Source organism: Sphingomonas sp. STIS6.2 (assembly GCF_000732685.2).
In the GTDB taxonomy this organism is placed as follows: Bacteria; Pseudomonadota; Alphaproteobacteria; order Sphingomonadales; family Sphingomonadaceae; genus Sphingomonas; species Sphingomonas aerolata.
Map to the genome: position 1 here is coordinate 115,950 of NZ_JPDP02000022.1, position 22,700 is coordinate 138,649.

General features: G+C 68.8%; 23 protein-coding genes. 11 read left to right on the forward strand and 12 right to left on the reverse strand.

Features of this window, described 5'->3' with window-relative positions:
• The first annotated feature begins 112 nt into the window (after positions 1-112).
• From sphst_RS03445 to sphst_RS03455, 3 genes are read left to right on the forward strand one after another with little or no spacing between them, the layout of a single operon-like run.
• Entirely contained in the window at positions 113-1,714 is a 1,602-nt protein-coding gene (locus tag sphst_RS03445; RefSeq protein WP_325049424.1) for a flavin monoamine oxidase family protein, read from the forward strand.
• Between the two features lie 5 nt (positions 1,715-1,719).
• Entirely contained in the window at positions 1,720-2,292 is a 573-nt protein-coding gene (locus tag sphst_RS03450) for a GNAT family N-acetyltransferase (RefSeq protein WP_234387281.1), read from the forward strand.
• Positions 2,293-2,327: 35 nt separating this feature from the next.
• On the forward strand, positions 2,328-2,876 hold the full coding sequence (locus sphst_RS03455; RefSeq protein ID WP_031394665.1) for a RidA family protein: 549 nt from the start codon (positions 2,328-2,330) through the stop codon (positions 2,874-2,876).
• Between the two features lie 16 nt (positions 2,877-2,892).
• Here sphst_RS03455 and sphst_RS03460 read toward each other — a convergent pair whose 3' ends face one another.
• Complete coding sequence (locus tag sphst_RS03460; RefSeq protein WP_031394664.1) at positions 2,893-3,465, reverse strand: cytochrome b; 573 nt, start codon at positions 3,463-3,465, stop codon at positions 2,893-2,895.
• 131 nt (positions 3,466-3,596) lie between these two features.
• Here sphst_RS03460 and sphst_RS03465 point away from each other — a divergent pair, with 131 nt between their 5' ends.
• Both sphst_RS03465 and sphst_RS03470 read left to right on the forward strand, forming a co-directional pair.
• Positions 3,597-4,079: a potassium channel family protein gene (locus sphst_RS03465; RefSeq protein WP_051916434.1), complete on the forward strand. Its 483-nt coding sequence runs from the start codon at positions 3,597-3,599 to the stop codon at positions 4,077-4,079.
• Between the two features lie 56 nt (positions 4,080-4,135).
• Complete coding sequence (locus tag sphst_RS03470; protein WP_056680557.1) at positions 4,136-4,942, forward strand: universal stress protein; 807 nt, start codon at positions 4,136-4,138, stop codon at positions 4,940-4,942.
• A 10-nt stretch (positions 4,943-4,952) separates the two neighbouring features.
• Here sphst_RS03470 and sphst_RS03475 read toward each other — a convergent pair whose 3' ends face one another.
• The 3 genes from sphst_RS03475 to sphst_RS03485 are packed head-to-tail and all read right to left on the reverse strand — an operon-like array spanning position 4,953 to position 6,987.
• A complete protein-coding gene (locus tag sphst_RS03475) occupies positions 4,953-5,867 on the reverse strand; it encodes a hypothetical protein (protein ID WP_031394729.1) in 915 nt (304 codons plus the stop codon).
• Between the two features lie 38 nt (positions 5,868-5,905).
• A complete protein-coding gene (locus sphst_RS03480; RefSeq protein ID WP_031394730.1) occupies positions 5,906-6,118 on the reverse strand; it encodes a hypothetical protein in 213 nt (70 codons plus the stop codon).
• Entirely contained in the window at positions 6,115-6,987 is an 873-nt protein-coding gene (locus sphst_RS03485; protein WP_031394731.1) for an SDR family oxidoreductase, read from the reverse strand. The genes sphst_RS03480 and sphst_RS03485 overlap by 4 nt, the downstream gene beginning before the upstream one ends.
• 127 nt (positions 6,988-7,114) lie before the next feature.
• Here sphst_RS03485 and sphst_RS03490 point away from each other — a divergent pair, with 127 nt between their 5' ends.
• Complete coding sequence (locus tag sphst_RS03490) at positions 7,115-7,549, forward strand: DUF3291 domain-containing protein (protein WP_107045150.1); 435 nt, start codon at positions 7,115-7,117, stop codon at positions 7,547-7,549.
• Positions 7,550-7,566: 17 nt separating this feature from the next.
• On the opposite strand, the gene sphst_RS03495 is transcribed toward sphst_RS03490, so the two are convergent.
• The 7 genes from sphst_RS03495 to sphst_RS03525 form a co-directional block, all read right to left on the reverse strand.
• Complete coding sequence (locus tag sphst_RS03495) at positions 7,567-8,574, reverse strand: zinc-dependent alcohol dehydrogenase family protein (protein ID WP_107045151.1); 1,008 nt, start codon at positions 8,572-8,574, stop codon at positions 7,567-7,569.
• A 97-nt stretch (positions 8,575-8,671) separates the two neighbouring features.
• Positions 8,672-9,544, reverse strand: a complete 873-nt coding sequence (locus sphst_RS03500; RefSeq protein ID WP_107045152.1) for an exonuclease domain-containing protein — start codon at positions 9,542-9,544, stop codon at positions 8,672-8,674.
• 55 nt (positions 9,545-9,599) lie between these two features.
• On the reverse strand, positions 9,600-9,860 hold the full coding sequence (locus tag sphst_RS03505) for a DksA/TraR family C4-type zinc finger protein (RefSeq protein WP_031395993.1): 261 nt from the start codon (positions 9,858-9,860) through the stop codon (positions 9,600-9,602).
• Between the two features lie 98 nt (positions 9,861-9,958).
• Positions 9,959-10,438, reverse strand: a complete 480-nt coding sequence (locus sphst_RS03510; protein WP_234387282.1) for a MarR family winged helix-turn-helix transcriptional regulator — start codon at positions 10,436-10,438, stop codon at positions 9,959-9,961.
• Between the two features lie 101 nt (positions 10,439-10,539).
• Positions 10,540-11,340, reverse strand: coding sequence for an SDR family NAD(P)-dependent oxidoreductase (locus sphst_RS03515; protein WP_031395992.1), 801 nt, complete (start codon positions 11,338-11,340; stop codon positions 10,540-10,542).
• A 14-nt stretch (positions 11,341-11,354) separates the two neighbouring features.
• Positions 11,355-12,533 (reverse strand): zinc-dependent alcohol dehydrogenase, encoded by a 1,179-nt coding sequence (locus tag sphst_RS03520; RefSeq protein ID WP_037530290.1) that lies wholly within the window; start codon positions 12,531-12,533, stop codon positions 11,355-11,357.
• Positions 12,533-13,114 carry an SRPBCC family protein gene (locus tag sphst_RS03525; RefSeq protein ID WP_107045153.1) on the reverse strand — a complete coding sequence of 194 codons (582 nt, stop codon included), beginning with the start codon at positions 13,112-13,114 and terminating at the stop codon, positions 12,533-12,535. The genes sphst_RS03520 and sphst_RS03525 overlap by 1 nt, the downstream gene beginning before the upstream one ends.
• Positions 13,115-13,473: 359 nt before the next feature.
• Here sphst_RS03525 and sphst_RS03530 point away from each other — a divergent pair, with 359 nt between their 5' ends.
• Together sphst_RS03530 and sphst_RS03535 are read left to right on the forward strand one after the other, a co-directional pair.
• A complete protein-coding gene (locus sphst_RS03530) occupies positions 13,474-13,956 on the forward strand; it encodes a hypothetical protein (RefSeq protein ID WP_234387283.1) in 483 nt (160 codons plus the stop codon).
• Between the two features lie 95 nt (positions 13,957-14,051).
• Positions 14,052-15,845: an autotransporter domain-containing protein gene (locus sphst_RS03535; RefSeq protein WP_107045154.1), complete on the forward strand. Its 1,794-nt coding sequence runs from the start codon at positions 14,052-14,054 to the stop codon at positions 15,843-15,845.
• A gap of 47 nt (positions 15,846-15,892) precedes the next feature.
• Here sphst_RS03535 and sphst_RS03540 read toward each other — a convergent pair whose 3' ends face one another.
• Positions 15,893-18,271 carry a TonB-dependent receptor gene (locus tag sphst_RS03540; protein WP_107045155.1) on the reverse strand — a complete coding sequence of 793 codons (2,379 nt, stop codon included), beginning with the start codon at positions 18,269-18,271 and terminating at the stop codon, positions 15,893-15,895.
• Between the two features lie 250 nt (positions 18,272-18,521).
• Between sphst_RS03540 and sphst_RS03545 the strand changes: the two genes are divergently transcribed.
• The 3 genes from sphst_RS03545 to sphst_RS03555 are packed head-to-tail and all read left to right on the forward strand — an operon-like array spanning position 18,522 to position 22,580.
• A complete protein-coding gene (locus sphst_RS03545) occupies positions 18,522-20,972 on the forward strand; it encodes a TonB-dependent receptor plug domain-containing protein (RefSeq protein WP_107045156.1) in 2,451 nt (816 codons plus the stop codon).
• Entirely contained in the window at positions 20,973-22,145 is a 1,173-nt protein-coding gene (locus sphst_RS03550; protein ID WP_159043490.1) for an endonuclease/exonuclease/phosphatase family protein, read from the forward strand. It begins immediately after the preceding gene.
• A 9-nt stretch (positions 22,146-22,154) separates the two neighbouring features.
• Positions 22,155-22,580: a DUF2946 family protein gene (locus sphst_RS03555; protein ID WP_056405581.1), complete on the forward strand. Its 426-nt coding sequence runs from the start codon at positions 22,155-22,157 to the stop codon at positions 22,578-22,580.
• Positions 22,581-22,700: the final 120 nt, after the last annotated feature.

A 22,700-nucleotide genomic window follows, 5' to 3' on the forward strand; every position in this document is an offset into this window, starting at 1 on the left:
GGTCGCCGGGGGAGTGTGCCGCGGATCCGAGCCAACAGGACGGACGACGCGAAGGTGAGCGACTTTCCAGGGGACGCGCGGTCGAGGCCGCGCAAACGGGGCGGACTCACAGATGATCACGCGGCGATCGATCCTACAGCATATCGGCATGGCGGGCGGCGCGGCCGCGACCTTCGGCGCGATGGAGGCGCTGGGGATCGCGGGCAATGTCGCGGCGGCGGCGCCGATGCCCGATCTGCCCGCCGGCTTTGGCAAGGGGCGGTCGGTGATCGTGCTGGGCGCGGGGATCGCCGGGCTGGTCGCCGCCTATGAGCTGCAGCAGGCGGGGTTCGACGTCACCGTGCTCGAGGCGCGCGACCGGGTCGGCGGGCGCAACTGGACGGTGCGCGACGGTGACCGGATCGTGATGGACGGCGAGGCGGACCAGGTCGCGCGCTTCTCCGACGGCGCCTATTTCAATGCCGGGCCGGCGCGGCTGCCGAGCTTCCACCACCGCATCCTCGGCTATTGCGGCAAGCTTGGCGTCCCGCTCGAGGTCGAGATCAATTCGAGCCGCAGCGCCTTCCTGATGGGGCAGAAGGGCGACAAGGTGCGGATGCGCACCGCGATCAACGACACGCGCGGGCATGTCGCCGAACTGCTGATGAAGGCGGTCAACCAGGGTGCGCTCGACCAGAGCCTGAGCCCGGCGGACAAGCAGGCGCTGCTGCCGTTCCTCAAGACGTACGGCGATCTCGATGCGACGGGGCATTTCGCAGGGACGTTGCGATCGGGGTTCCAGGCGTTTCCAGACGCGGGCGTCGGCGTCTTCGCGCGACCGCCCGCGCCGATGCCGCTCGACCGGCTGCTCGCCAACGAACAGCTGCCGGCGATGCTGTTCGAGGACAATGTCTACATGCAGGCGACGATGTTCCAGCCGGTCGGCGGGATGGACCGGATCCCGGCGGGGTTCGAGCGCGCGCTGAGGCGCAAGGTGGTGCGCGGCGCGGACGTGACGCGGATCCGCAACCGCCCCGATGGCGTCGAGATCGCCTGGCGCGATACGAAGACGGGCGCGGGCCGGATCGCGCGCGCCGATTTCGCGGTCTGCACCATCCCCTTTCCGGTGCTCGCCAAGGTCGACTGCGACTTCGCGAAACCCGTCGCGCAGGCGATTGCGGGCGTGGTGTACGACCATTCGAACAAGGTCGCGTTCGATTCGCCGCGCTTCTGGGAACAGGACCAGATCTATGGCGGCATCTCGTTCGTCGGCGGCGAGACGTCGCTGATCTGGTATCCGAGCGCAGGGCTGTTCAGTCCGCGCGGGATGCTGCTGGCCTGCTATACCTCGGGCGAGCGGGCGGAGGGCTTTGCGAAGCTGCCGATCGCCGACCAGGTCGAGCGTGCGCGCGCGGCGGTCGAGCGGCTGCACCCGGGGCATGGCAAGGACCTGATCAACGGCGTCGCGGTCAACTGGAACAAGATCCCGTACAGCCTGGGGCCGTGGCCGAACTGGTTCGTCGGGATGGCGGGACATCAGGAGGGTGATATCGATACCGAAGGCTATCGTCTGTTGTGCCAGCCCGCGGGCCGCACCGTCTTTGCCAGCGCCGCGCTGAGCCAGACGCCGGGATGGCAGGAAGGCGCGGTCCAGTCCGCGCATCACGCGATCGCCGCGATCGCGGGGCTGCAACGGGCCGATCTGGGCGCGCGGCCGGACCGGGTGGCGGCGTGATCGGCATGAGAATGAGCACGGCGACGACGGGCGGGGTGATGATCCGGGCGGCCCGGCGCGAGGATGTCCCCGCGCTGGAGCAGCTGATCGCGACGTCGGCGGCGACGTTGGGGCAGGGCTTCTACGCCCCCGATGCGCTGGCGAGTGCGATCCGGACGATCTTCGGGGTCGACACCGATCTGGTCGACGACGGCAGCTACCTCGTCGCGGAGATCGACGGCGCGCTGGCGGGGTGCGGCGGGTGGAGCCGCTTCGCCACTTTGTTCGGCGGCGACCGCTATGCCGACCGGTCCGCCGCGCTGCTGGTGCCGGGGCAGGATGCGGCGCGGATTCGTGCGATGTTCACCGCCCCGGGCTTTGCGCGGCGCGGGGTGGGATCGGCGATCATGGCGGCGAGCGAGGCGGCCGCGCGGAAGGCGGGGTTCGACAAGCTTGCACTGATGGCGACGTTGTCGGGAGTCCCCTTCTACGAAAGCCACGGCTTCGTCGCGGAGCCCGGGATCACCGTCGACGCGGACGGAATCGCGGTTCCGTTCGTGCCGATGACCAAAGCGCTTCACACACCCGACGCGTCCTGACGCGCGCAATCACCGAATATTTGGGAGAGACGACCATGCCAGTGCGACCGATCGTGAACCGCGTCTCGCGCAGACTGACCCGTGCCGGTCTGGGGGTGAGCATCGCCGCGGCGACGATGCTTGCGACTTCGGCCTCCGCGCAGATCGTCCGCCACGCCAATCCGGGGCCGGGGCCGTCGCTGATCCTGCAGAGCGTGACGATCCCCGCCGGTGCGGAAACGCTGGTGCTGTCGGGGCAGCTCGCCGCGCCGATCGATCCGTCGAAACCGGTCACCGGCGTCGAGTCGTTCGGCGACACCAGGACGCAGACGGTCAGCGTCTTCACGAAGATCAAGGCGATCCTGGCCGAGCATGGCTATACGATGGCCGATGTCTACAAGCTGACGGTGTTCGTCACCGCCGACCCGAAGCGCGGCGATGGGAAGATGGACTTTGCCGGCATGAACGACGGCTTCAAGCAGTTCTTCGGGAGCGCGGACAACCCCAATACGGTCGCGCGGTCGACGGTACAGGTCGCAGCGCTCGCAGGCCCCAATTACCTCGTCGAGATCGAGGCGACCGCGGCGCGGATGCCGCGTCGCTGAGGCGGCGGGGCGGCGGTCAGCCGTCGCCCCGCGCGCCCGACGGCAGCATCCGGTTGCCGATACGGTCGACGAACTGATGCTTCAGCGCGGCGCCGACATGCAGGACGAGCAGCGCGCAGGTCAGCCAGACGAGCAGGCCGTGCGCCTCTTCGAACCCCTCATGCGCGCCGCGCGGCAGGCCGGGGATGAACGGCCAGCTCAAGCCGCCGATCAGCGAGGTGGTGCTGCTGGTCAGCGCGGGCTTGCCCGTCGACAGATACATCCACCCGGTCGCGGGCAGGCCGATCAGGATGACGTAGAACAGCGCGTGGTTGGCGCGGGCGAGCACGCGTTCCCAGGTCTGGAGTGCAGCGGGGAAGGGCGGCGGCGGATTGGCTATCCGCCAGATCAACCGGGCGATGCTGAGCAGCAGGATCGTGAAGCCGAGCGTCTTGTGCCACTCGAACCAGCCGGTGCGCAGGTCGCCGCGCGGCATGTCGGCAAAGGTCCAGCCGACATAGAGCTGGATGAAGACCAGCGCTGCGATGATCCAGTGGAACGCGATCGCGCCCAAATTGTAACGCCGTGCGCCATCGCGTCGTGCCGTCATCTGCTGTCTCCCCGGTCGCCCGGTTCTACGCCGCGCGGCCATCGGCGTACAGTGGTCATCCCGCCTGCGCCGGGCCGGTCTAGGTAGATACCCGCATGGGAAACCGCAGGCGGCCGCCCTACGCTCGCCCGATGAACCTCTTCGTCCAGCTCGCGGTGGCGACGGGCATGGTGCTGGCCACCATCCTGGTCCATCTTGCCGGGCTTGCAGGGCTGTTGCTGGTGATCCGGCGGCAGGGGCGCAGGACCGGGGTGCGGCGGCGCTGGCATGACGTGATCGGGATCGTCGGCGCCGCGACCGCGCTGTTCGTGGTCCACGGGATCGAGATCTGGGCCTATGCGCTGTTGTACAGCGGGACCGGCGCGCTCGCCGATTTCGGCACCGCGCTGTATTTCTCGACCTCGACCTACACGACGATCGGGTATGGCGACGTGCTGCTCGGGGAATCGTGGCGGATCGTCGGCGCGATCGAGGGCGCCAATGGCGTGATCCTGCTCGGCTGGTCGACCGCGTTCTTCGTCGCGATGGTCGCGCGCATCACGATCGTCGAGCGCGAATTCACCGATCGGCCAGCGACCCCGCGCCCCGCGGCGGATCCGTATAAACCGCAATAACGCGCGCCCGCCGGACGGCCTAGCACCGGGGCTGTATCCAACCCGAAAGGCGTCCGATGAAAAACATTCTGGTGCTGGCGCATGACGACGAGGGCCAGGAGGCCCGGCTCCAGGCCGCGCTCGATCTCGGGCGGGCGCTGACGGGGCATATCACCTGTCTCGACGTGACCTATATCCCGCCGATCCTGGGCAACGACTATAGCGAGGCGGGCTATGCGATGGCGGCGGTGCTGGCCGACGAAACGACGCGCGAGCGCGCCAACAAGGTGACGCTCGAGGCTCGGTTCGCGCGCGAGGATGTCGCGTGGAACTGGGTCGATGCGACCGGGGAGGCGGCGGCGTGCATCGTCCGTGCCGCGGCACTCGCCGACGTCATCGTCCTCAACCGCCGGCTCGAAAACCCGTCGGTGATCGACATGCGCCGCACCGCGAGCGAGCTGATCGTCAAGTCGGGCAAGCCGGTGCTCGCGGTGCCGGGCGAGTCCCGGGGGATCGACCTTGCGACCGCACTGGTCGCGTGGGACGGGTCGCCCTGCGCCGCGGCGGCGCTGCGCGCGGCGGTGCCGATGCTCAGGCTCGCCGACCAGGTCACGCTGTTCTCGGTCGACGACGGGGCGATGGCGTCGCCGATCGAGGACGCCGCCACCTATCTGTCGCGCTACGACATCCACCCCGTCATCCGCCGGATCGAGGTCCAGCCCGGCGGCGCGCCCAAACAGCTGCTCGCCGCCGCCGCGAGCGGGCAGTACGGCTATGTCGTGATGGGCGGGTTCGGGCATCTGCGCTTTACCGAGGCGCTGTTCGGCGGGGTGACGCGGACCATGCTGACCAGCAGCCCGATCCCCGTCTTCCTCGCGCACTAGTTGAGCGGGGTCAGAGCGCCCCGGTCAGCAGCAGCGTGCGGACGTCGTCCTGCACCTGGTTGGCGGCGCCCAGCCGCTCGATCAGCTGTGCGGGACGGCTGCCGCGGAGGCCCGCGACGGTCAGCTCGCCGTCTCGGACATAGGTGTAGACGCCGCTGACCGCGAACGCCGCGACATGGCCGATATGTGCCTTCTGTCCGTCGATCGTGGCCGTGAAGCGGTCCGAGGCGAAGAAGCGGCGGCGGGTCATCGGCGTCTCGAAGGCGAATTCGAGGATCGCGACCTGTTCACGCTCGGGCGGCACGCTGTGCACGACGTCGGGCGCGGGCGGCGCGGGGTCCGCATTGTCGTAGCGCTCGGGCAGATGCAGCCGCAGCTTCAGCACCGCCGGGTCGGCGGCGAGCGTCTCGGCGAACTGCGTCATGAAGTCCGCAAACCCGGCGGCATCGGTGTCGCCGATCCCGAAATGAACGTGGAGCCGATCAATGCTCTCCCCGCCATTGGGCACCGGGTTGGCGATCCGGTCGACCAGCGTCCGTGACCCCTGCGGCAGTGCATAGGCGACGGTCGCGGCGAACATGTTCTGTTCGTCGGCGAACAGGATCGGGCAGGCGGCGTTGAAAATCTCCTGCTCCGCGGCGCTGGCAAAGCCGATCTCGACCCCGCCATCGAGCACATAGTCGTCGAACGGCGCGATCCCGTCGATCGCCGGCCAGAGATGCGCGTCCTGCGCGCGATCGAGATGCATCTGGACGTACCAGCCGAGCCCGGGAATGCGCGAGCAGAGCGGTCCGTGAACGTCGCGCCAATAGGTCGCGAAGACCTCATGCGGGACCTGCGGACGGCGCAGCACCGTCGTGAAGGTGTTGATCGCGATCCGCGAATCGCGCGCGGAATAGTCGGTCGTGACGCTGGGGTCTGACATGAAAGGATCTTTGTTCTGGAGAAATCGGGGGAGCAGCGTCAGCGCTCGCGAAGATCGGGGACGCTGTAGACTGAGGGTTCGTCGTCGGCGGTGCCGCGCGCGAAGACGGCGATGTCGCCCGGCATCACCTCCTGCCGGGCCCACCGGTCCCATCCGATATGGATGAAATCCGGCGGGCCGAAGATGCGCAGCGCGGCGCTGTATTCGTCGCCGCGAAACCCGACAAAGTGCAGCGCGGGGCGGACGCTCACAGCATCGGCATGCCGCCCGTCACCGGCAGCAGCGCGCCCGACATGTAGCTGCCCTCGTCGGAAGCGAGCAGGACATAGGCCGGGGCGAGCTCGCCCGGCTGACCCGCGCGGCCGAGCGGGGTGTTCTGGCCGAGCGTCTCGAGCTCGTCGCCGCCCTTGGCGATCGGCTGGATCGGCGTCCAGACGGGGCCGGGCGCGACGCAGTTGACGCGGATGCCCTTGGGCGCGAGCAGGTTGGACAGCCCGATCGTCAGGCTCGCGATCGCACCCTTGGTGGTCGAATAGACGATCATGTTCTCTGTCGCGATCTTCGCCTGCACGCTGGTCGAATTCACGATCGCGGCGCCCGGCTTCATGTGCGGCACCGCGGCCTTGGCGAGGCGGATCATCGCGAAGACATTGGCAGAGAACGCATCCTGCATCTCGTCGTCGTCGATCCCGTCGAGCCCTTCGTTGGTCGTCTGCGCGGCGGCGTTGTTGACGAGGATGTCGAGCTTGCCGAGATCCGCGACGGTCCGCTCGACCAGCGCCGCGCAGTGATCGCGGTCGCGAATGTCGCCGGGCAGCTGGATGCAGCGGCGGCCGGCCTTCTCAACCCAGGCCTTGGTCTCGTCGGCATCGGCCTGTTCCTCGGCGAGATAGGAGATCGCGACGTCGGCGCCTTCGCGCGCATAGGCGATCGCGACCGCGCGACCGATGCCCGAATCGCCGCCGGTGATCAGCGCGACGCGGTCTTTCAGCAGCCCCTTGCCGACATAGCTGTCCTCGCCGTGATCGGGCTTGTTGCGCATCTCGACCTCGAGACCGGGGCTCGGCTGCTGCGGTTCGTTCGGAAAGGACGTGGGGGCGCTGCTGCGGGGATCGCTCATAATCTCGTGTCCTGCGTGGAGTTTAGGGGGGGATATGCGGGTCGAACGAACCAGCACGCGCATCGCTCCGCCGCGCAGGCCCGATCGCGCAGTTGCTGGGCGATGCGGGCAGGCGTAGGTGTCGCGCATGGCCTTTGTCAGCATCACCCGGCTTCGGTTGCGCGCGCTGCGGTTCGTGCCGCTGTTCGCGCTCGATGCGCTCAGGACCACCGCGCAGGTGCGGCGTGCCGACGGGTATCTTACCGGGGCCATCCTGCGCGACCGTGCACTGACCTTCTGGACGATGACGGTCTGGCGCGATGCCGCGGACATGAAGCGCTATATTACCGACGGGTCGCATCTGAAGGCGATGCCGAAGCTGATGCACTGGTGTGACGAGGCGAGCATCGCCCACTGGACCACCGAGACCGCCGATCTGCCCGGCTGGGACGAGGCGGATCGGCGGATGCGCGGGGAGGGTCGGCCGTCCAAGGTCCGGTATCCGAGCGCAGGTCATGCCGCGCTCGACTACCGCCCGCCGCGGCTGACCGGCGCGGCAGCGATCCCGCCGCGCCGGGGGTAATTACCCGGTCGCTGCGCTTACCATTCGATGCCGATCTTGCCGAAATGCGCGCCGCTCTGCTGCAGCGCGAACGCCTCGGCAAGCTGGTCGAGCGGGAAGCGGCGGTCGACCACCGGCTTGATCCCGGTCGCGTCGATCGCGCGGACGAACTCCTGCTGTTCCTGACGACTGCCGACGATCAGGCCTTGGAGCCGCGCCTGCTTGCCCATCAGCGCGGCGGTCGGGACCTCGCCGCTGTTACCCGTCAGCACGCCGATCAGCGAGATGTGCCCGCCGACACGGACCGCAGTGATCGACTGCGCCAGCGTGCCCGGGCCGCCGACCTCGACGACATGATCGACGCCGCGCCCGCCGGTCCAGTCGACGACCTTGCGTCCCCAATCGGCCTCGTCGCGGTAGTTGAGCGTGAAATCGGCACCGAGCGCGCGCGCACGGTCGAGCTTCTCATCCGATGACGAGGTGATCGCGACCCGCGCGCCCATCGCCTTGGCGATCTGCAACGCCCAGATCGAGACGCCGCCGGTGCCGAGCAGCAGCACGGTGTCGCCCGCCTTCAACTTGCCGTCGACGACGAGCGCGCGCCACGCGGTCAGTCCGGCGGTGGTGATCGTCGCCGCCTCGACCGCGTCATAGCCCTTGGGCGTGTGCGTGAACGCGGTCGCGGGCAGGACTACATGCGCCTGCGCGAAGCCGTCGATGCCGTCGCCGGGCGTCCGCGAGAAATCGCCGATCGTCGGCGTGCCGGTCTGCCAGTCGGGGAAGAAGCACGACACGACCTGATCGCCGACCGCGAATTCGGTCACGCCGTCGCCGATGCTCTCGACCACGCCTGCGCCGTCGGACAGCGGGATGCGCCCGTCCTCGGTCGGCATCCGGCCGGTGACGACGCCCAGATCATGGTAGTTGAGCGAACTGCCGTGCAGCGCGACACGGATCATTCCCGCGCCCGGCACGCCCGGATCCGCACGGTCTTCGCTCTGCAGCGTGTCGAGCCCCGCGGGCGATCGCAGCGTCATGGCCTTCATCGTCAAACTCCTGATGTTCGCGCCCCCAACGGCCGAGCCGGGCAAACAGCCGCATGCGATGTCGGAAGCTTTACTCGATCCCCGGCACGTCCCGACGTCAGACCCGGTGAAGCAGCGCGTCCAGGTCGGCCTCGCCCAGGATGCGGATCGCGCTACCGTCGCGACGATAGGCCTCCGCCTTCAGCCGGGCGGGATGCGTGCGCAGCGCACGCGCCTGCGGGTCGGGGCCGGCGACTAGCAGGATCGTCGTGGTCGCGCCGACCGAGGTCATCACCCGCGCGCCGAGCGCGGCGACCCGGTGTGCGAGCGGCCCGTCGCGCGGCTGGCCGAGCAGCGCGATCCGTTCGCCGCGCAACGGCCCGTCGAGCGCCGCGGCGGGGGCGGGGCCGGCGACGCGCGGCGGGGCGAGCCAGTCGGCGAGCGTCAGGCCGGTATGGTCGATCGCCTTGACGATCACCCAGCCCGCGGCGCGCGCATCGCTCAGCGCGTCATGGTGGCGATGCTCGATCCCGAGATAGCGCGCGAGCTGCCCGAGCTTGTGGTTCGCCAGATCGGGCCAGGCGCGCTTGGCGACGCGCACGCTGTCGAGCCAGGTCGTCTCGATCGCCGGGCGATCATGCACGCGGCAGGCGGCGGCGAGCGCCCCCTTGTCGAAATAGGAATGCGCGACCGTGGTCCGCCCCGACAGATGCGCGGTCACCGTCGCATGGATGTCGGCAAAGCTCGGCTGGCCGACGACATGATGCGCGGCGATGCCGTGGATCCGCGTGTTGAACGCGTGGAACTCGTCGCGCGGATCGACCAGCGTCTCATAGGCGAAGACCTCGGCACCGTTCCGGAAGCCGACGATCCCGACCTGACAGATGCTGCTGACGCGCGCGCAGGCGGTCTCGACGTCGATCACGACGAAATCGGGCGCAGTCTCGTCGAGGTCGTGGGCCAGCGGTTGCAGCGCGGTCGTCGTCAGCATGGCGTCACCCCTAGCGCCGACCTGAGCGGCACGCGATCCCCCGTCACCCTCCGCATCAGCGAAGCTGACTGTCCTTGCTGCCGCGGCGGTTGAACAGCGAGGCCGCGGGCCGATCGCGACCGCTCTGGCAGGCGATGCACGTCCGTACACCCGGCACGGCCTGGCGCCGGCCTTCCGGAATGTCGTCGCCGCAGGCGATGCAGTGCTCTTCGCTTTCGCCGACCGGCATCCGTGCGCGCGCGGCCATCACCGCATCCATCACGGTATCGTCGATCTGATCCTGCACCGCGCCATCGCGCGTCCAGCCGCCTGCCATGCTTCGTCTCCGTTCATGCCCCGATCGTGTCAGGTGCCTGACCTATATGGGAAAGCACCGGCGTCATTGCACGTCGCCGGGTCCGGCGGCGGCGCCAGTTAGCGTCCTGCGCTATCCGGATCGCCGAGCGCGCGGCGCAGCGCGGTGACCTCGGTGTTGAGCGCGCGCAGCCGGTCGGGCGTCATCCCGCTGCGATCGACGATCATCGGCCCGAGGCACCCCGTACCCGCCCAGCAGGTCCGGCCCGCCGGGGTGAGGCGGACATGCATCTGCCGCTCGTCTGCCGGGTTGCGCAGCCGCGTGACCAGCCCCGCTGCCTCCAGCCGCTTGGCGAGCGGCGTGATCGTGCTGGGTTCGAGCGCGAGCCGTTCCGCGATCGCGCCGATCGCCCGGCCATCCTCCGCCTCATGCAGCGTCTGGAGCACGAGGAACTGCGGATAGGTGATGCCGAGCTGGTCGAGCATCGGCTTGTACGCGCGGTTGATCGCGATCGTCGCGGCGTAGAGCGAAAAGCAGAGCTGCTCGTCGAGGGGAAGCGGCGGGGGGACGGTGTCGGACGATGGCGGCTGATCGGGCACGATGGCAGGGCTCCTGACTATGTCGCCGACCTACCATGCCGATCTTTATCGTGGCAAACGACGCGGCGGACCGAAGCCCGCCGCGTTCTGTCAGGCAGCGATCAGTCCTTCGCGCTGCCGGGCTCTGCCATCTTGCGATGCTGCTCGGCGAGGACCGAGCCGGGGACGACATTGGCGATCACGCCCTGGAGCTTGGTCATCCAGCCCGAGAACACCGAGCCCTTGCCCGCCATCAGTGCGTCCCAGCCATCGCGCGCGACGTCGGCAGGCGAGCGCTTGTTGGGATCGGTGCCGACATCGGTGTCGTTCATGTCGGCGCGGTCGAAGAATTCGGTGTCGACCGGCCCCGGCATCAGCGTCGTCAGCGTGACGCCGTCCGCATCCTTGATCTCGTTGCGGAGCGCTTCGGTGAAGCTGTCGATGAACGCCTTCGACCCGTTATACACCGCCTGGAACGCGCCGGGGATATAGCCCGCGACCGAGCCGGTCACGAGCAGCTTGCCGTCGTTGCGCGCGACCATCGCGGGCAGCACCTTCTGTACCAGATACAGCGTGCCCGTGATGTTGGTGTCGATCACCGCGCGCCAGTCGGCCACGCTCTGGTCGAGGAAACCATGTCCCAGACCGCGACCGGCATTCGCGCACAATATGTCGATCTGGCGCCCGTTGGTCGCGGCGAGCAGCGCGTCGACGCCGTCGGTGGTCGACAGGTCGGCCTCGAGCGCCGTTACCGTGGTCCCAAACTGGCGGAAGTCGGCCGCTGCCGCCTCGATCAGCGCCTCGTCCGCGACGACGAGGATATCATAGCCGTCCTGCGCCGCAATCGTCGCGAGTTCGAAGCCGATGCCCGTCGAGGCGCCGGTGATGACGGCGAATTTGCCGTGTGGTGATGCTGTAGCCATGGGTCGATATCCTCTCAGTTGAAGCCGGGCTTGAGCACGACCTTGGTCACTTCGTTCTGATCGTCGTGGAACATCTTGTAGCCCTGCGGCGCCTCCTCGAGATCCATCCGGTGCGAGATGAGGAAGGTCGTGTCGATCTTCTCCTCGAGGATCGCGTTGAGTAGCGCGGGCATGTAATGCTGGACATGCGTCTGGCCGGTCTTGAGCGTCAGCCCCTTCTCCATGAACGCGCCGAGCGGGAATTTGTCGACGAGCCCGCCATAGACTGCGGGCATCGAGACGCGGCCGCCCTTGCGGCAGGCGATGATCGCCTGGCGGATCGCATGCGCGCGATCGGTGCCGAGGAAGGTTGACTTCTTGATCTGGTCGATGACGTTGTCGACGAAGAAGCCGTGCGCCTCCAGCCCGACGCTGTCGATCACCGCATCGGGCCCGATCCCGCCGGTCATCGCCATCAGCGCCTCATAGACCGCGCTTTCCTCGAAATTGATCGTCTCCGCGCCGAACCGCTTGGCGAGGGCGAGCCGCTTGGGGAAATGATCGATCGCGATGACGCGCTCGGCGCCCATCAGGAACGCCGACTGGACCGCGAACAGCCCGACCGGGCCGCAGCCCCAGACCGCGACGGTGTCGCCGGGCTCGATCTGCGCATTCTCCGCCGCCTGCCAGCCGGTCGGCAGGATGTCGGAGAGGAACAGCACCTTGTCGTCCTCGATCCCGTCGGGGATGACGATCGGGCCGACATCGCTGAACGGCACGCGGACATATTCCGCCTGGCCGCCCGCATAGCCGCCGGTCATGTGGCTATAGCCGAACAGCCCGCTCATCGGCTGGCCGTACAGCTCCTGCGCGATGTCCTGATTGTCCGCGGGCAGGCCGTTGTCGCAGGCCGAATATTGATGCTTGCCGCAGTGATAACAGCTGCCGCACGCGATCGTGAACGGCACGACGACGCGCTGGCCCTTCTTCAGCGTCGACTTGGGACCAGTCTCGACGACCTCGCCCATGAATTCGTGGCCGAGAATGTCGCCCGCCTGCATCGTCGGGATATAGCCGTCATAGAGATGCAGGTCGGAGCCGCAGATCGCGGTCGACGTCACCTTGATGATGCAGTCGCGCGGGTTGAGGATCTCGGGGTCGTCGACCGTGTCGACGCGGACGTCGTGGCGGCCATGCCATGCCAATGCGCGCATCAGGCGAACTCCTCGTCATGCTGTTTGCGGGTGAAGGAGCCGGTCGCGATCTCGCCCGTCTCCATCAGTTGCTTGAACCGGCGCAGGTCGCGGCGCGCCTGGATCGCGGGTTCGCGCTGGAACATCTTGGCGACGATCTTGCCGATGATGCCGGCGGGCGGATCATAGACGATCGTCGCGGTGACGACGGTGCCGCGCGCGCCGGCGTCGCGGAACTCGACCCGGCCGCTGTTCGCGACATCGGCGCCGGGTTCGGACGTCCAGGCGATCACCCGGTCGGGCGTCTCGTCGGTCACGACCGCGTCCCATTCGACCGTGCGGCCCGCGGGCGCCTTGACCACCCAGTGCGACCGCGTGGCGTCGATCGGGGTGATCGACACGACGTTTTCCATGAAGCGCGGCAGGTTGGTGAAGTCGCGGAAATAGGCGAACAGCTCGGCCGCCGGGCGATTGATCGTCACCGTGCGGCCGACGATGCTGTCCCCGGTGGTGGTCGGCAGGCCCTCGGCGGCGATCGGATCGCCCTTCTTCCAGGTCGTCGGGGGCGCGTCGTCGGTATGGTCGGTAGGGGACTGCGACATGTCCGTTCTCCTGTCCAAAGATGCTGTCCCAACGCGTCAGTCTGGCGGGGAGCCGGCGGGCGCCGGGCGGTTCGTCGCAACACAGCGACGGTTCGTCGTCAGCCACCGGGGAAATTGATGTCGCTCAGTAGATTTCTCTCTGCGGTGCGGCGGGCAACCCCAACGTATAAAAAACTACCGCCCGGTACAGAAGGCGATTGACGTTCGGGTCGATCGGTTTGTATACCGCTCGGTATCGAAGGTTGCTCCGACGTCGGAACGACACCGTCACCACGACCGCACCCGCGCTGCCCCATGCCGTGCCGATGGACCCTCCATCGACGCAGGTCCGGTGCTGCCCGATCCGAAAGGGGATATTCATGGCCTATCTCGACCTCGACACGCATTTCGCCGCACCCTGTGGCACGCGCAAAGCCGCGCGGGTCGCAGCCGCCGCGCCAGTAAATCCGGCCGCGAACCTCGCCGCGGATCTGGGCGCCGATCTGGTGGTCGATCTCGCAGGTCACGCCGCCGACGAGACGGCGGGGTTTTCCGCGCTCGAATGGAGCGTCATCGCGCTCGCCAGGCGCGACACGCTGCGCAGTCTCGCCAGCCCCGGCGCGGTGTCGCGTGCGATGGGCGGGCTGTTCGGGTTGGGCAGCCGGTCGCAGCTTGCCGATCCGCGGCTCGAGGCGCTGCGGCGGATGGCGGTCTATGCGTGGCGGCGCGGCTTCGCGCTGCCGATGACCGAGATCCGCGCCTTCCTCGCCGCGGGGTTCGTCGAGGCGCAGATGGAGACGCTGGTCGACAGCGTCACCGGGATGCGCGTCGGCGCGACGACGCGCGCGCAGCTCGACGGCTGAGGCCCCGCGCGAGACGGCTTGACGTCACAATGTGACAGATCCACGACGGTGCCAGAGCAGGGGGCAACGACCCCTTGCCGCACAGGAGAGGATCTATGAAAACGACGTCCGCCGTTGCAGCGATGCTGGGCACGACCCTGGCGATCGCATCCCCCGCGCGAGCCCAGACCGCGAGTGGCGCGACCGCCGCCGCCGCGCCGGTCAACCGCATGGTCGTGTTCGGCGACAGCCTGGCCGATGGGGGCTATTATCTGACGCTCGACCCGCGGTTGCCGCGCGACGCGGGCAGCTTCACGACAAATCCCGATCCGGTGGCACCCGAAGTGGTCGCGGCGCGGCTCGGGCTGCCGCTGACCCCGGTCTATGGCCAGGGCGGGACCAATTATGCGGTCGGCGGCGCGCGCGTGACCGCAGCGAACGCGCTGTCGATCCCGATCACGACTCAGATCACCAACTTCCTCGGCGCGGGCGGCACGTTCGGGCCGCGCGACCTCGTCTATGTGCAGGGCGGCGGCAACGACTATTTCGCGTTCCTGGCCGGGGGCGGCGCGGACCCGGAGATCCTGACCACCGCCGCGACGCAGCTCGCCACGCAGGTCAGCCGGCTGCAGGGCGTAGGCGCGCAGCGGATCGTGACGCTCGCGGTGCAGACCGGCGGTGCGGCGGGGCTCGCCTTGTTCAACCGGACCTATGCCGCGGCGCTCGCGGCGGCGAACGTCAACGCGCTGTATTTCGATACCGACCGGTTGTTCAACGAACTCGTGACGAGCCCGGCGACCTATGGCTACACCAACATCACCGGGGTCGCCTGCACCGTGCCCTCGTCGCTCGCCTGCACCCGCGCGACGCTCGTCACGCCGAATGCGAACGAGACCTATATCCTCGCCGACAGCGTCCACCCCGCGGGCATCACGCAGCGGATCCAGGGGCAGGCGATCGCCAGCCTCGTCCAGGCGCCCGAGCAGATCGCCGGGCTCGGCTATGCGGCGCAGGCGATGTTCCGCGCGCAACGCGACCTGCTCGAGGGGCCCGAACGCGGCGGCTCGCAGCGCGACGGTCGCGCGCTGTCGGTGTTCGGCGGAGCGGCCTATCATTATTACGCCAGCGGCAATTCGGCGCAGCGCGTCGGCATCAACGAGCGGGGCTTCAGCGGGACGCTCGGCGCGGACCTCGCGATCGGCGAAGCCTCGGGCGTCGGGATCGCCGGCGCCTATTCGGACGGCACGGGCGATTTCCAGAACGGCGCGGGACGCTACAAGCCGCGCGCCTGGTCCGCGAGCGGCTATGCGCGCGGCGAGCTGGGGCCGGTCCGGCTGCTGGCGGACGGGACCTATGGCGAGATCGACTATCGCCAGATCCGGCGCAGCGTGCAGCTCGGGCCGACGATCCGCACGCATGACGGCGAGACCGACGGCAATTACGTCGCGGGCCGGATCACGGGCGCGCTCGACCTGGTCCGCACCGGCGGCCTTGCCTTCGGGCCCGATCTGGCGGTGCAATATGACCGCGTCCGGCTGGCGGGCTATGCCGAGGCGGGCGGGCTGTCGACCGCGGCGGCGTTCGGTCGCCAGCAGATCGAGAGCCTGACCGGCCGGTTCGGCGCGGTCGTGCGGTCGCTGCCGGGCGAGCCGGTCCGCGTGTTCGTGCGGGCAGGCTATGAGCGCGAGTTCGACGACGATCCCCGCACCCTGACGATGACCCCGACCGGCGCGCCGATCCGCTTCACCAGCAGCGTCGAACGCGCCGATCGCAATTACATGAGTTATGCGATGGGGGTCGACGGACAGGTTGCGGGCGCATTGTCGCTGCGCGCGGGCGTCGCGGGCTATGCGCTGCGCGACGACCGCGACAGCGTGACCGCGTTCGCCGGGCTGTCCGCGGCGTTCTGATGGCAAAGGCCGGATCGGGGCGCCCAAGTCCCGATCCGGCCCGCGCGTCAGAACCCCTTCTTCAGCGACACGAACACCTGGCGCGGGGCGCCGGCCAGCAGCGTCTGGTTGTCGCCGCTGGCGGTGAAGCCGTTCGAGCCGATCGTCGAGATATAGCCCTTGTCGGTCAGGTTGGTGACGCTGCCCTCGATCGACACGCCGTGGAGCGGGCCGTCCCCCTCGAAGCGGTAGCCGATGCTGGCGTCGACGAGCACGCGGCCCGACACCGACTGGTCGTTCAGATAGGTGAAGTAGCGCTTGCTCATATAGTCCGCGCCGACGCGTGCGGTGACGCCCGACTGTTCGAACACGATCTCGCCCTTGACCATGTGTTCGGGGCTGTCGACCGCGGTCTTGCCGTCGGTCGCGACCAGCACCGTGCCGCGCGCATCGAGCACGTCGTCGGCATATTGCGAGTTGTTGTACGAGTAGCTCGCGAACAGCGACAGCGGCGTGAACACGCGGTAGGTCAGCGCGACCTCCGCGCCATAGGTCCGGACGCTGCCGACATTGTTGAGCGTCGCCGGGTTGCCGATGATCCCCGCGCCATTAGCAAAGCCGAGCAGCCGGTTCGAGAAGTCGATATAATAGCCGACCGCCGAGGCCTGGACTGGGCCCTGGCGGAACCGCAGCCCGCCCTCCGCGGTCTTCGACCGTTCGGGCTTCAGCCGGTCGCGGATCGCGTTGAACCCGGCCTGCGTGGTCGAGAACGGCCCGGTCGTCGCCGACGAGACATAGGCGCGGACGTTTTCCTTATAGTCCGCGAACAGCTCGGTGCCTGGCGCGAGCTTGAAGAGCAGCCCGGCCTGGGGCTGGAACCAGTCCTTGGCGGAGATCCGCCCGACCGCGAGCGGCGAGGTCGTCGCGGGCAGCATGATCGCACGGTTGGTGACGGTGAAGCCCTTCCACCCGGCGTTGAGGGTCAGCCGATCGTCGGCGAGGCGGAGCGTGTCGCCGACATGATACTGGATCGTGTCGGTGGTGTATTTGCCGTCCCATTGCGTCGCATAGGGATTGTCCTGGAACTTCAGCACGTCGCGGTTCGGCGTCGCGGTATCGGTCATGCTGTAGAAGCGGCGCGCCTGGGTGAAAGTGTTGCTTTCATACCAGCCGCCGAGTTCGAGCGTGTTCGCGCCGGTTTCATAGGCCAGGTTGCTGAGTGCTCCGCCGCGCTTGATCGCATATTCGGTGGTGCGGAAGCCGAGCGGGCTGGCGGCGGCGATCGGCGTGCCATCGGCATTGGCGGCGCCGGCGGGCGTCGGCGAATAGGGCGTGATCCACGATCCCTGGCCCTTGTTGTCGTGATAATAGCCGGTGGTCCTGAGCGTCAGCCCGGGGGTGAGGTTCGCGTCGAACGTCACCCCGCCCAGATAATCGCGACGGACGCCCGCGGCGTCGAAATAGACGTCGTCGACCGTGCCGATCCCGGCGGGAAACGCGGTGCCGACGCCCGCCCAGGGCTGCGCCGCGCCGGCCGCTGCCGCCGCCTGGTTCTGCGCGACCTTCGCGATCTGCAGCGCGAGCGGATAATTGTCGGCGATGTTGTCGTTGCCCAGCCCACGTCGGCGGATGATGTCGTAGCTCAGATCCTGGTAATCCTGCTCGCGCCGGTCGGAGAAGTTGAGGAACGCCGACAGGCTGCCGAGGCTGCCCAGATCCTTGACGATCTTGCCGTTCGCCTGGTGCTGGCGCTGGACGCCCGCGCCCTTCCACTTGTCGGTGGTGAGGAACCCGTAGCTGAGATAGCCCTTCAGCCCGCCGCCGAGATCGCCGCTGTCGATCCGTGCGAAGCCGCGATAGGTGTCGTTCGAACCATAGGTGCCGCCGCCGGTGACGTTCAGCGTGTCGCGCGGTTTGTCGCTGAAGAACTCGATCGTACCGCCCAGATTGCTGGTCGAAGCGGTGCCGAGCGCGCCTGCGCCCTGCGCCACGTCGGTCCGCGCGACGTTTTCCGAAATGATCGCGCGGCTGATGTGCAGGCCGTTGACGTTGCCATAGCTCATGTCGCCGAGCGGCACGCCGTCGAGCGTGAAGCCGAGCTGGTTCTGGTTGAACCCGCGCAGCGAGATCCGGACCGCCCATTCATAGGCGCCGAACGGATCGGCGGCCTGGAAATTGACGCCCGGCAGCTTCTCGATCGCCTTCAAGGGGCTCGACCCCGGCGTCAGCCGCGAGAGATCGGCGGCGGTCACGCTCTGCACCTGACGGCTCTCGCCAAAGCCGAGCACGACGATCTCGTCACCCGGCGGCGCGTCGGCGGCGGGCGTCGCGACCGGCAGCGATGCACGGTCGCCCGCGGTCTGCGCGGCGGCGGGTGCCGTGACCGCGAGGCCGATCCCGAGCGCGACCGCGGCGACGCCCGTGAGCAAGGTGGAGAGATAGGTCATGAAGCGTCCCCTTGGCCGCGACCGCGCAGCCTCGGGGGGATCCATTAACCAGATCCGTGACGTGGCCGCGTCGTTACGGTGACGGTTCGATGTCGCCGCCGCGATGCCCCGTTGCAGCCCGCGCATCCGGTCTCGCATTCTTTTCACTTATCGCACAGTCGCTTGGGACCTATCGGGCCGGGTGAATGCGTTGTGCATCTTCGTGCACGCGAAAGATCGTCACAGAACGATCGCCAAAAGGGACTTCGACATGACTGCCTATCGTACCGCGCTGGCGCTGGCCGCCTCGACTCTCGCTTTTGTGGCCGCGCAAGCCGACGCACAGGTCGCGCCCGCGCCTGCAGAAACCGTGCAGGATGCACCCGCCGCCGCGGAGCCTGACGGCGCAGCGCCGGTCGCGCAGGACGAGATCATCGTCACGGGGACGCGCGCGGTCGGCCGGTCGCGGCTCGACAGCGTGTCGCCGGTCGACGTGCTGAGCGGCGCGTCGCTCCAGCGCCAGGGCACGACCGAGCTTGGCGCCGCGCTGTCGGCGATCGCGCCGTCGATCGACTTCCCGCGCGCCTCCGCGGTCGACGGCACCGACGCGATCCGCCCGGCGACGCTGCGCGGCCTGTCGCCCGACCAGACGCTGGTGCTGATCAACGGCGTGCGCGGGCATACCGCGGCGCTGCTCAACATCGGCGGTTCGGTCGGCCGCGGCTCGGCAGCGGTCGATCTGAACACCATCCCGACCGTCGCGCTCGACCGGATCGAGGTGCTGCGTGACGGTGCATCGGCGCAATATGGGTCCGATGCGATCGCGGGCGTCGTCAACCTGCGGCTGCGCGAAGCCCGTTCGGGCGGCGGCGCGACGGTCAATTACGGCTTCTACAACACCGACATCGATACCGCGCGCGGCAGCCGCAGCACGACCGGCGAGCATGCCGTGACGGTCTCGGGCTGGCAGGGGCTGGGCTTTGGCGAGGACGGGTTCCTGACGCTGTCGGGCGAATATCTGAACCGCCAGGCGACCAACCGCGCCGATTTCGATCCGCGCGTCACCCCGACCCGCGTCACCGGACGCTTCGGCGATCCGCAGGTCGAGCAATATAGCGTCTTCGCCAATGCCGGCACGACGCTGACGGGAAGCTGGGGCCTTTATGGCTGGTTCGGCTATCAGGACCGCGACACGCGCAGCGCGGCCTTCCCGCGGTTGGCGAGCGCGACGACCGCGCTGGCCGGCTATCCCGACGGCTTCCTGCCGCTGATCAACACCAAGTCGCGCGACATCAATTCGGCGGTCGGGATCAAGGGCGAGGTCGCGGACTGGAGCGTCGACCTGAACGTCAGCTATGGCCGCAACAAGATCGGGTTCCGCACGCTCAATTCCGCCAACTATGCCTATGGCGCCGCGACGCCGCAGGACTTTTCGGACGGCGCGCTGATCTATGGCCAGCTGGTCGCCGGGCTCGACGTCAACCGCAAGCTCGACGTGCTGCAGGGGCTCAACGTTGCCTTCGGGCTCGAGGCGCGGCGCGAGAGTTTCGAGATCCAGGCGGGCGAACGCGCCTCCTACACCACGCCCGTGACGGGCGCGGTCGCGGGCGCGGCGGTGGGGGCGCAGGGGTTTGGCGGCTTCTCGACCGACAATGTCGTCGACCGCAATCGCCGCAACTTCAGCGCCTATCTCGATCTCGAGGCGCAGGTGACCGACGCGCTGCTGATCGGGCTGGCGGGGCGCGGCGAGGATTATTCCGACTTCGGCTCGACCGGGACCGGCAAGATCTCCGCACGCTATGACGTCGCGCCGTGGATCGCGGTGCGCGGAACGGCCTCGACCGGCTTCCGCGCGCCGGCGTTGCAGCAGCAATATTTCACGTCGATCTCGACCGTGATCCAGAATGGCGCGCCGATCCAGACGGGCACCTTCCCCTCGGTCAGCCCGGTCGCGGCGCGGCTCGGCGGACTGCCGCTCGAGCCCGAGAAATCGACCAACCTGTCGCTCGGCACGGTGCTGCGGTTCGGCGGGTTCGACCTGACCGTCGACGCCTATCGCATCCACATCCGCAACCAGATCGGGCTGTCGGAGAACATCACCACCGCGGCGACCCAGTCCCCCGAGGTCAACGCGCAGATCGCCACGCTGCTCGCCGGATCGGGCGCGACCGCGGCGCGGTTCTTCATCAACGGTCTCGCCTCGACCACCAAGGGCATCGACGCGGTCGCGCATTACCGCGTGCGGACCGTGGCGGCGGGCAATTTCGACCTGACGGTGGCGGGCAACATCAACGACGGCAAGGTGACGCGCGTCCCGACCTCGACCTCGACGCTCGACCCTGCACCGACGCTGTTCGCGCGCAGCCGGATCCTGACGCTCGAGGACGGCACGCCGGGCGAGAAGGTCACCGGCTCGATCGACTGGTCGCTCGACCAGCTCGGCGCGCTCGCCCGCGTCACCTATTATGGCGACGTCAACCAGCCGGGGACGACGCCCGCCGCGGACGTGCACAGCGGCAAGCACGTCATCACCGATGTCGAGCTTCGCTATCAGGCGACCAAGGGCGCGCAGCTCGGGCTGGGCGTCAGCAACCTGTTCGACGTCTATCCCGATGCGACCGTCACGGCGAACAACACGACCGGCGTGATCGGCTTCCCCTATTACTCGCCGTTCGGCTTCAACGGCCGCTATCTCTACGCCCGCGCCGGGCTGAGCTGGTAGGTGATTCCAGGCCGCATCCTGCTGGGGGTCGCGCTCACGCTCGGCCTCGCAGGGTGCGGCAGCTTGCCGCGGTTCCGGACGCTGCCCTGTGGCGGCGTCGACGCCGGGGAGGGCGGCGGGCCGCCTGCGATCCAGATCGCGGCATCGGGCGAACGCAGCACGACGATCGACGTGCTGACCTATAATATCGAGGGGCTGCAATGGCCCGCGCGGTCGGGGCGCGGGCGCGATCTCGCGGCGATCGGGCGGATCCTGCGCGATCTGCGCGTGGCCGGGACCGCGCCCGACGTGGTGCTGTTCCAGGAGGTCTTCTCGCGCGCGGCGGTGCGCGGGGTGGTCGCCACCGGCTATCCGTCGCTCGCGAGCGGACCGTCACGGACGAGGCGCAGCGTCTATTCGCAGGACGACCGGCTGCCCGGGCGTGCCAAGCTGGCGAAGGGCGAGCTGGGCGTGCGGCTGATGAGCTCGGGACTGGTCATCGCCAGCCGCTTCGCGATCACCGGCGTCGCGCGCGATCCCTATTCGCGGCGGGCCTGTGCGGGGTTCGACTGTCTGTCGAACAAGGGCGTGGTGCTGGCGACGCTCGCGGTGCCCGGCGTTCCCGAGGGAATAGACATCGCCAACACGCACATGAATGCGCGCAAGGCGTCGAAGGTCGCACCCGCGCGGCACCGCGCCGCGCACCGCGCGCAGACCCGCGAGCTCGAGGCGTTTCTCGCCGCGCGCCGCACCCCTTCGCGGCCGATGATCCTGGGCGGCGATTTCAACATGCGCCGGTCGCCCGCGCGGTTCGACGATTTCCGGCTGCATCACCCGTTCGGTCTGGTCCATGAATATTGCCAGGCGCGCGCAGCCTGTGCGGTATCACTGTCCTGGGACGGCGACGCGCCGTGGCTCGACACGCAGGATCTCCAGTTCTTTGCGCAGGGTACGCGCATCCGCATCGTGCCGGTCGCGGTCCGCGCGATGTTCGACGGCGCGCCGGGCAGCCCGAAGCTGTCCGATCATGACGGGCTGCTCGTCCGCTACCGGCTCAGCTGGACCGGCGATGCGCCGCCCGGCGGCGGCTGCCTGCGGATCGCCGAGCTGCGCGGAGCGGGGCGTCCAGCGGCGGGACAGGCGGATGGCCCGACCCGCGCGACGACCGGCGACAGATCCGCGCCGACCCGCTAGGACGGGCGCGTGACACCGCTTCGCCGCCTGCTCCGCGATCATCCTGCGCTCGCCGCATGGCTGGTCGTGGTCGCGCTGGCGATGAAGATCCTCGTGCCGGGCGGGTTCATGCCGGTCGTGACGAACGGCGTGCTCACGATCCAGTTATGTGCCGGGGCGGGGCCTTCCCCCCTCGCGACGGCGACGTCGCAGACGACGCACGCGGCGATGCCGGGGATGACGCATGACCCGGACAAGACTCAGCATGCGGGCCGCGAGATGCCCTGCGCCTTTTCCGGCCTGACGACGGCGGCGCTGGCCGCGGCCGATCCGGTGCTGCTCGCGCTGGCGATCGCATTCGTCGTCGCCACCGTCTTCCGCGTTGCGACCCCGGTCGTCGCGCGCGCACCCGAGTTTCTGCGTCCCCCCTTGCGAGGTCCTCCGGTCCGCGGTTGAGCGGTTGCCGGCGCGACGCCCCGAACGGGCCGCGCGGTGACCCGATGCGATGCCGACCCTGTCCGCCGAAGTGCGGGCGGGGGGCGGCTGCCCGCGACCCCTACATGACCCGGTCCCGAC

Coding starts and splice junctions, on each gene's coding strand:
- sphst_RS03445 (WP_325049424.1), top strand. CDS start 113: ATGATCACGCGGCGATCGATCCTACAGCATATCGGCATGGCGGGCGGC.
- sphst_RS03450 (WP_234387281.1), top strand. CDS start 1,720: ATGAGAATGAGCACGGCGACGACGGGCGGGGTGATGATCCGGGCGGCC.
- sphst_RS03455 (WP_031394665.1), top strand. CDS start 2,328: ATGCCAGTGCGACCGATCGTGAACCGCGTCTCGCGCAGACTGACCCGT.
- sphst_RS03460 (WP_031394664.1), bottom strand. CDS start 3,465: ATGACGGCACGACGCGATGGCGCACGGCGTTACAATTTGGGCGCGATC.
- sphst_RS03465 (WP_051916434.1), top strand. CDS start 3,597: ATGAACCTCTTCGTCCAGCTCGCGGTGGCGACGGGCATGGTGCTGGCC.
- sphst_RS03470 (WP_056680557.1), top strand. CDS start 4,136: ATGAAAAACATTCTGGTGCTGGCGCATGACGACGAGGGCCAGGAGGCC.
- sphst_RS03475 (WP_031394729.1), bottom strand. CDS start 5,867: ATGTCAGACCCCAGCGTCACGACCGACTATTCCGCGCGCGATTCGCGG.
- sphst_RS03485 (WP_031394731.1), bottom strand. CDS start 6,987: ATGAGCGATCCCCGCAGCAGCGCCCCCACGTCCTTTCCGAACGAACCG.
- sphst_RS03490 (WP_107045150.1), top strand. CDS start 7,115: ATGGCCTTTGTCAGCATCACCCGGCTTCGGTTGCGCGCGCTGCGGTTC.
- sphst_RS03495 (WP_107045151.1), bottom strand. CDS start 8,574: ATGAAGGCCATGACGCTGCGATCGCCCGCGGGGCTCGACACGCTGCAG.
- sphst_RS03500 (WP_107045152.1), bottom strand. CDS start 9,544: ATGCTGACGACGACCGCGCTGCAACCGCTGGCCCACGACCTCGACGAG.
- sphst_RS03505 (WP_031395993.1), bottom strand. CDS start 9,860: ATGGCAGGCGGCTGGACGCGCGATGGCGCGGTGCAGGATCAGATCGAC.
- sphst_RS03515 (WP_031395992.1), bottom strand. CDS start 11,340: ATGGCTACAGCATCACCACACGGCAAATTCGCCGTCATCACCGGCGCC.
- sphst_RS03520 (WP_037530290.1), bottom strand. CDS start 12,533: ATGCGCGCATTGGCATGGCATGGCCGCCACGACGTCCGCGTCGACACG.
- sphst_RS03525 (WP_107045153.1), bottom strand. CDS start 13,114: ATGTCGCAGTCCCCTACCGACCATACCGACGACGCGCCCCCGACGACC.
- sphst_RS03530 (WP_234387283.1), top strand. CDS start 13,474: ATGGCCTATCTCGACCTCGACACGCATTTCGCCGCACCCTGTGGCACG.
- sphst_RS03535 (WP_107045154.1), top strand. CDS start 14,052: ATGAAAACGACGTCCGCCGTTGCAGCGATGCTGGGCACGACCCTGGCG.
- sphst_RS03540 (WP_107045155.1), bottom strand. CDS start 18,271: ATGACCTATCTCTCCACCTTGCTCACGGGCGTCGCCGCGGTCGCGCTC.
- sphst_RS03545 (WP_107045156.1), top strand. CDS start 18,522: ATGACTGCCTATCGTACCGCGCTGGCGCTGGCCGCCTCGACTCTCGCT.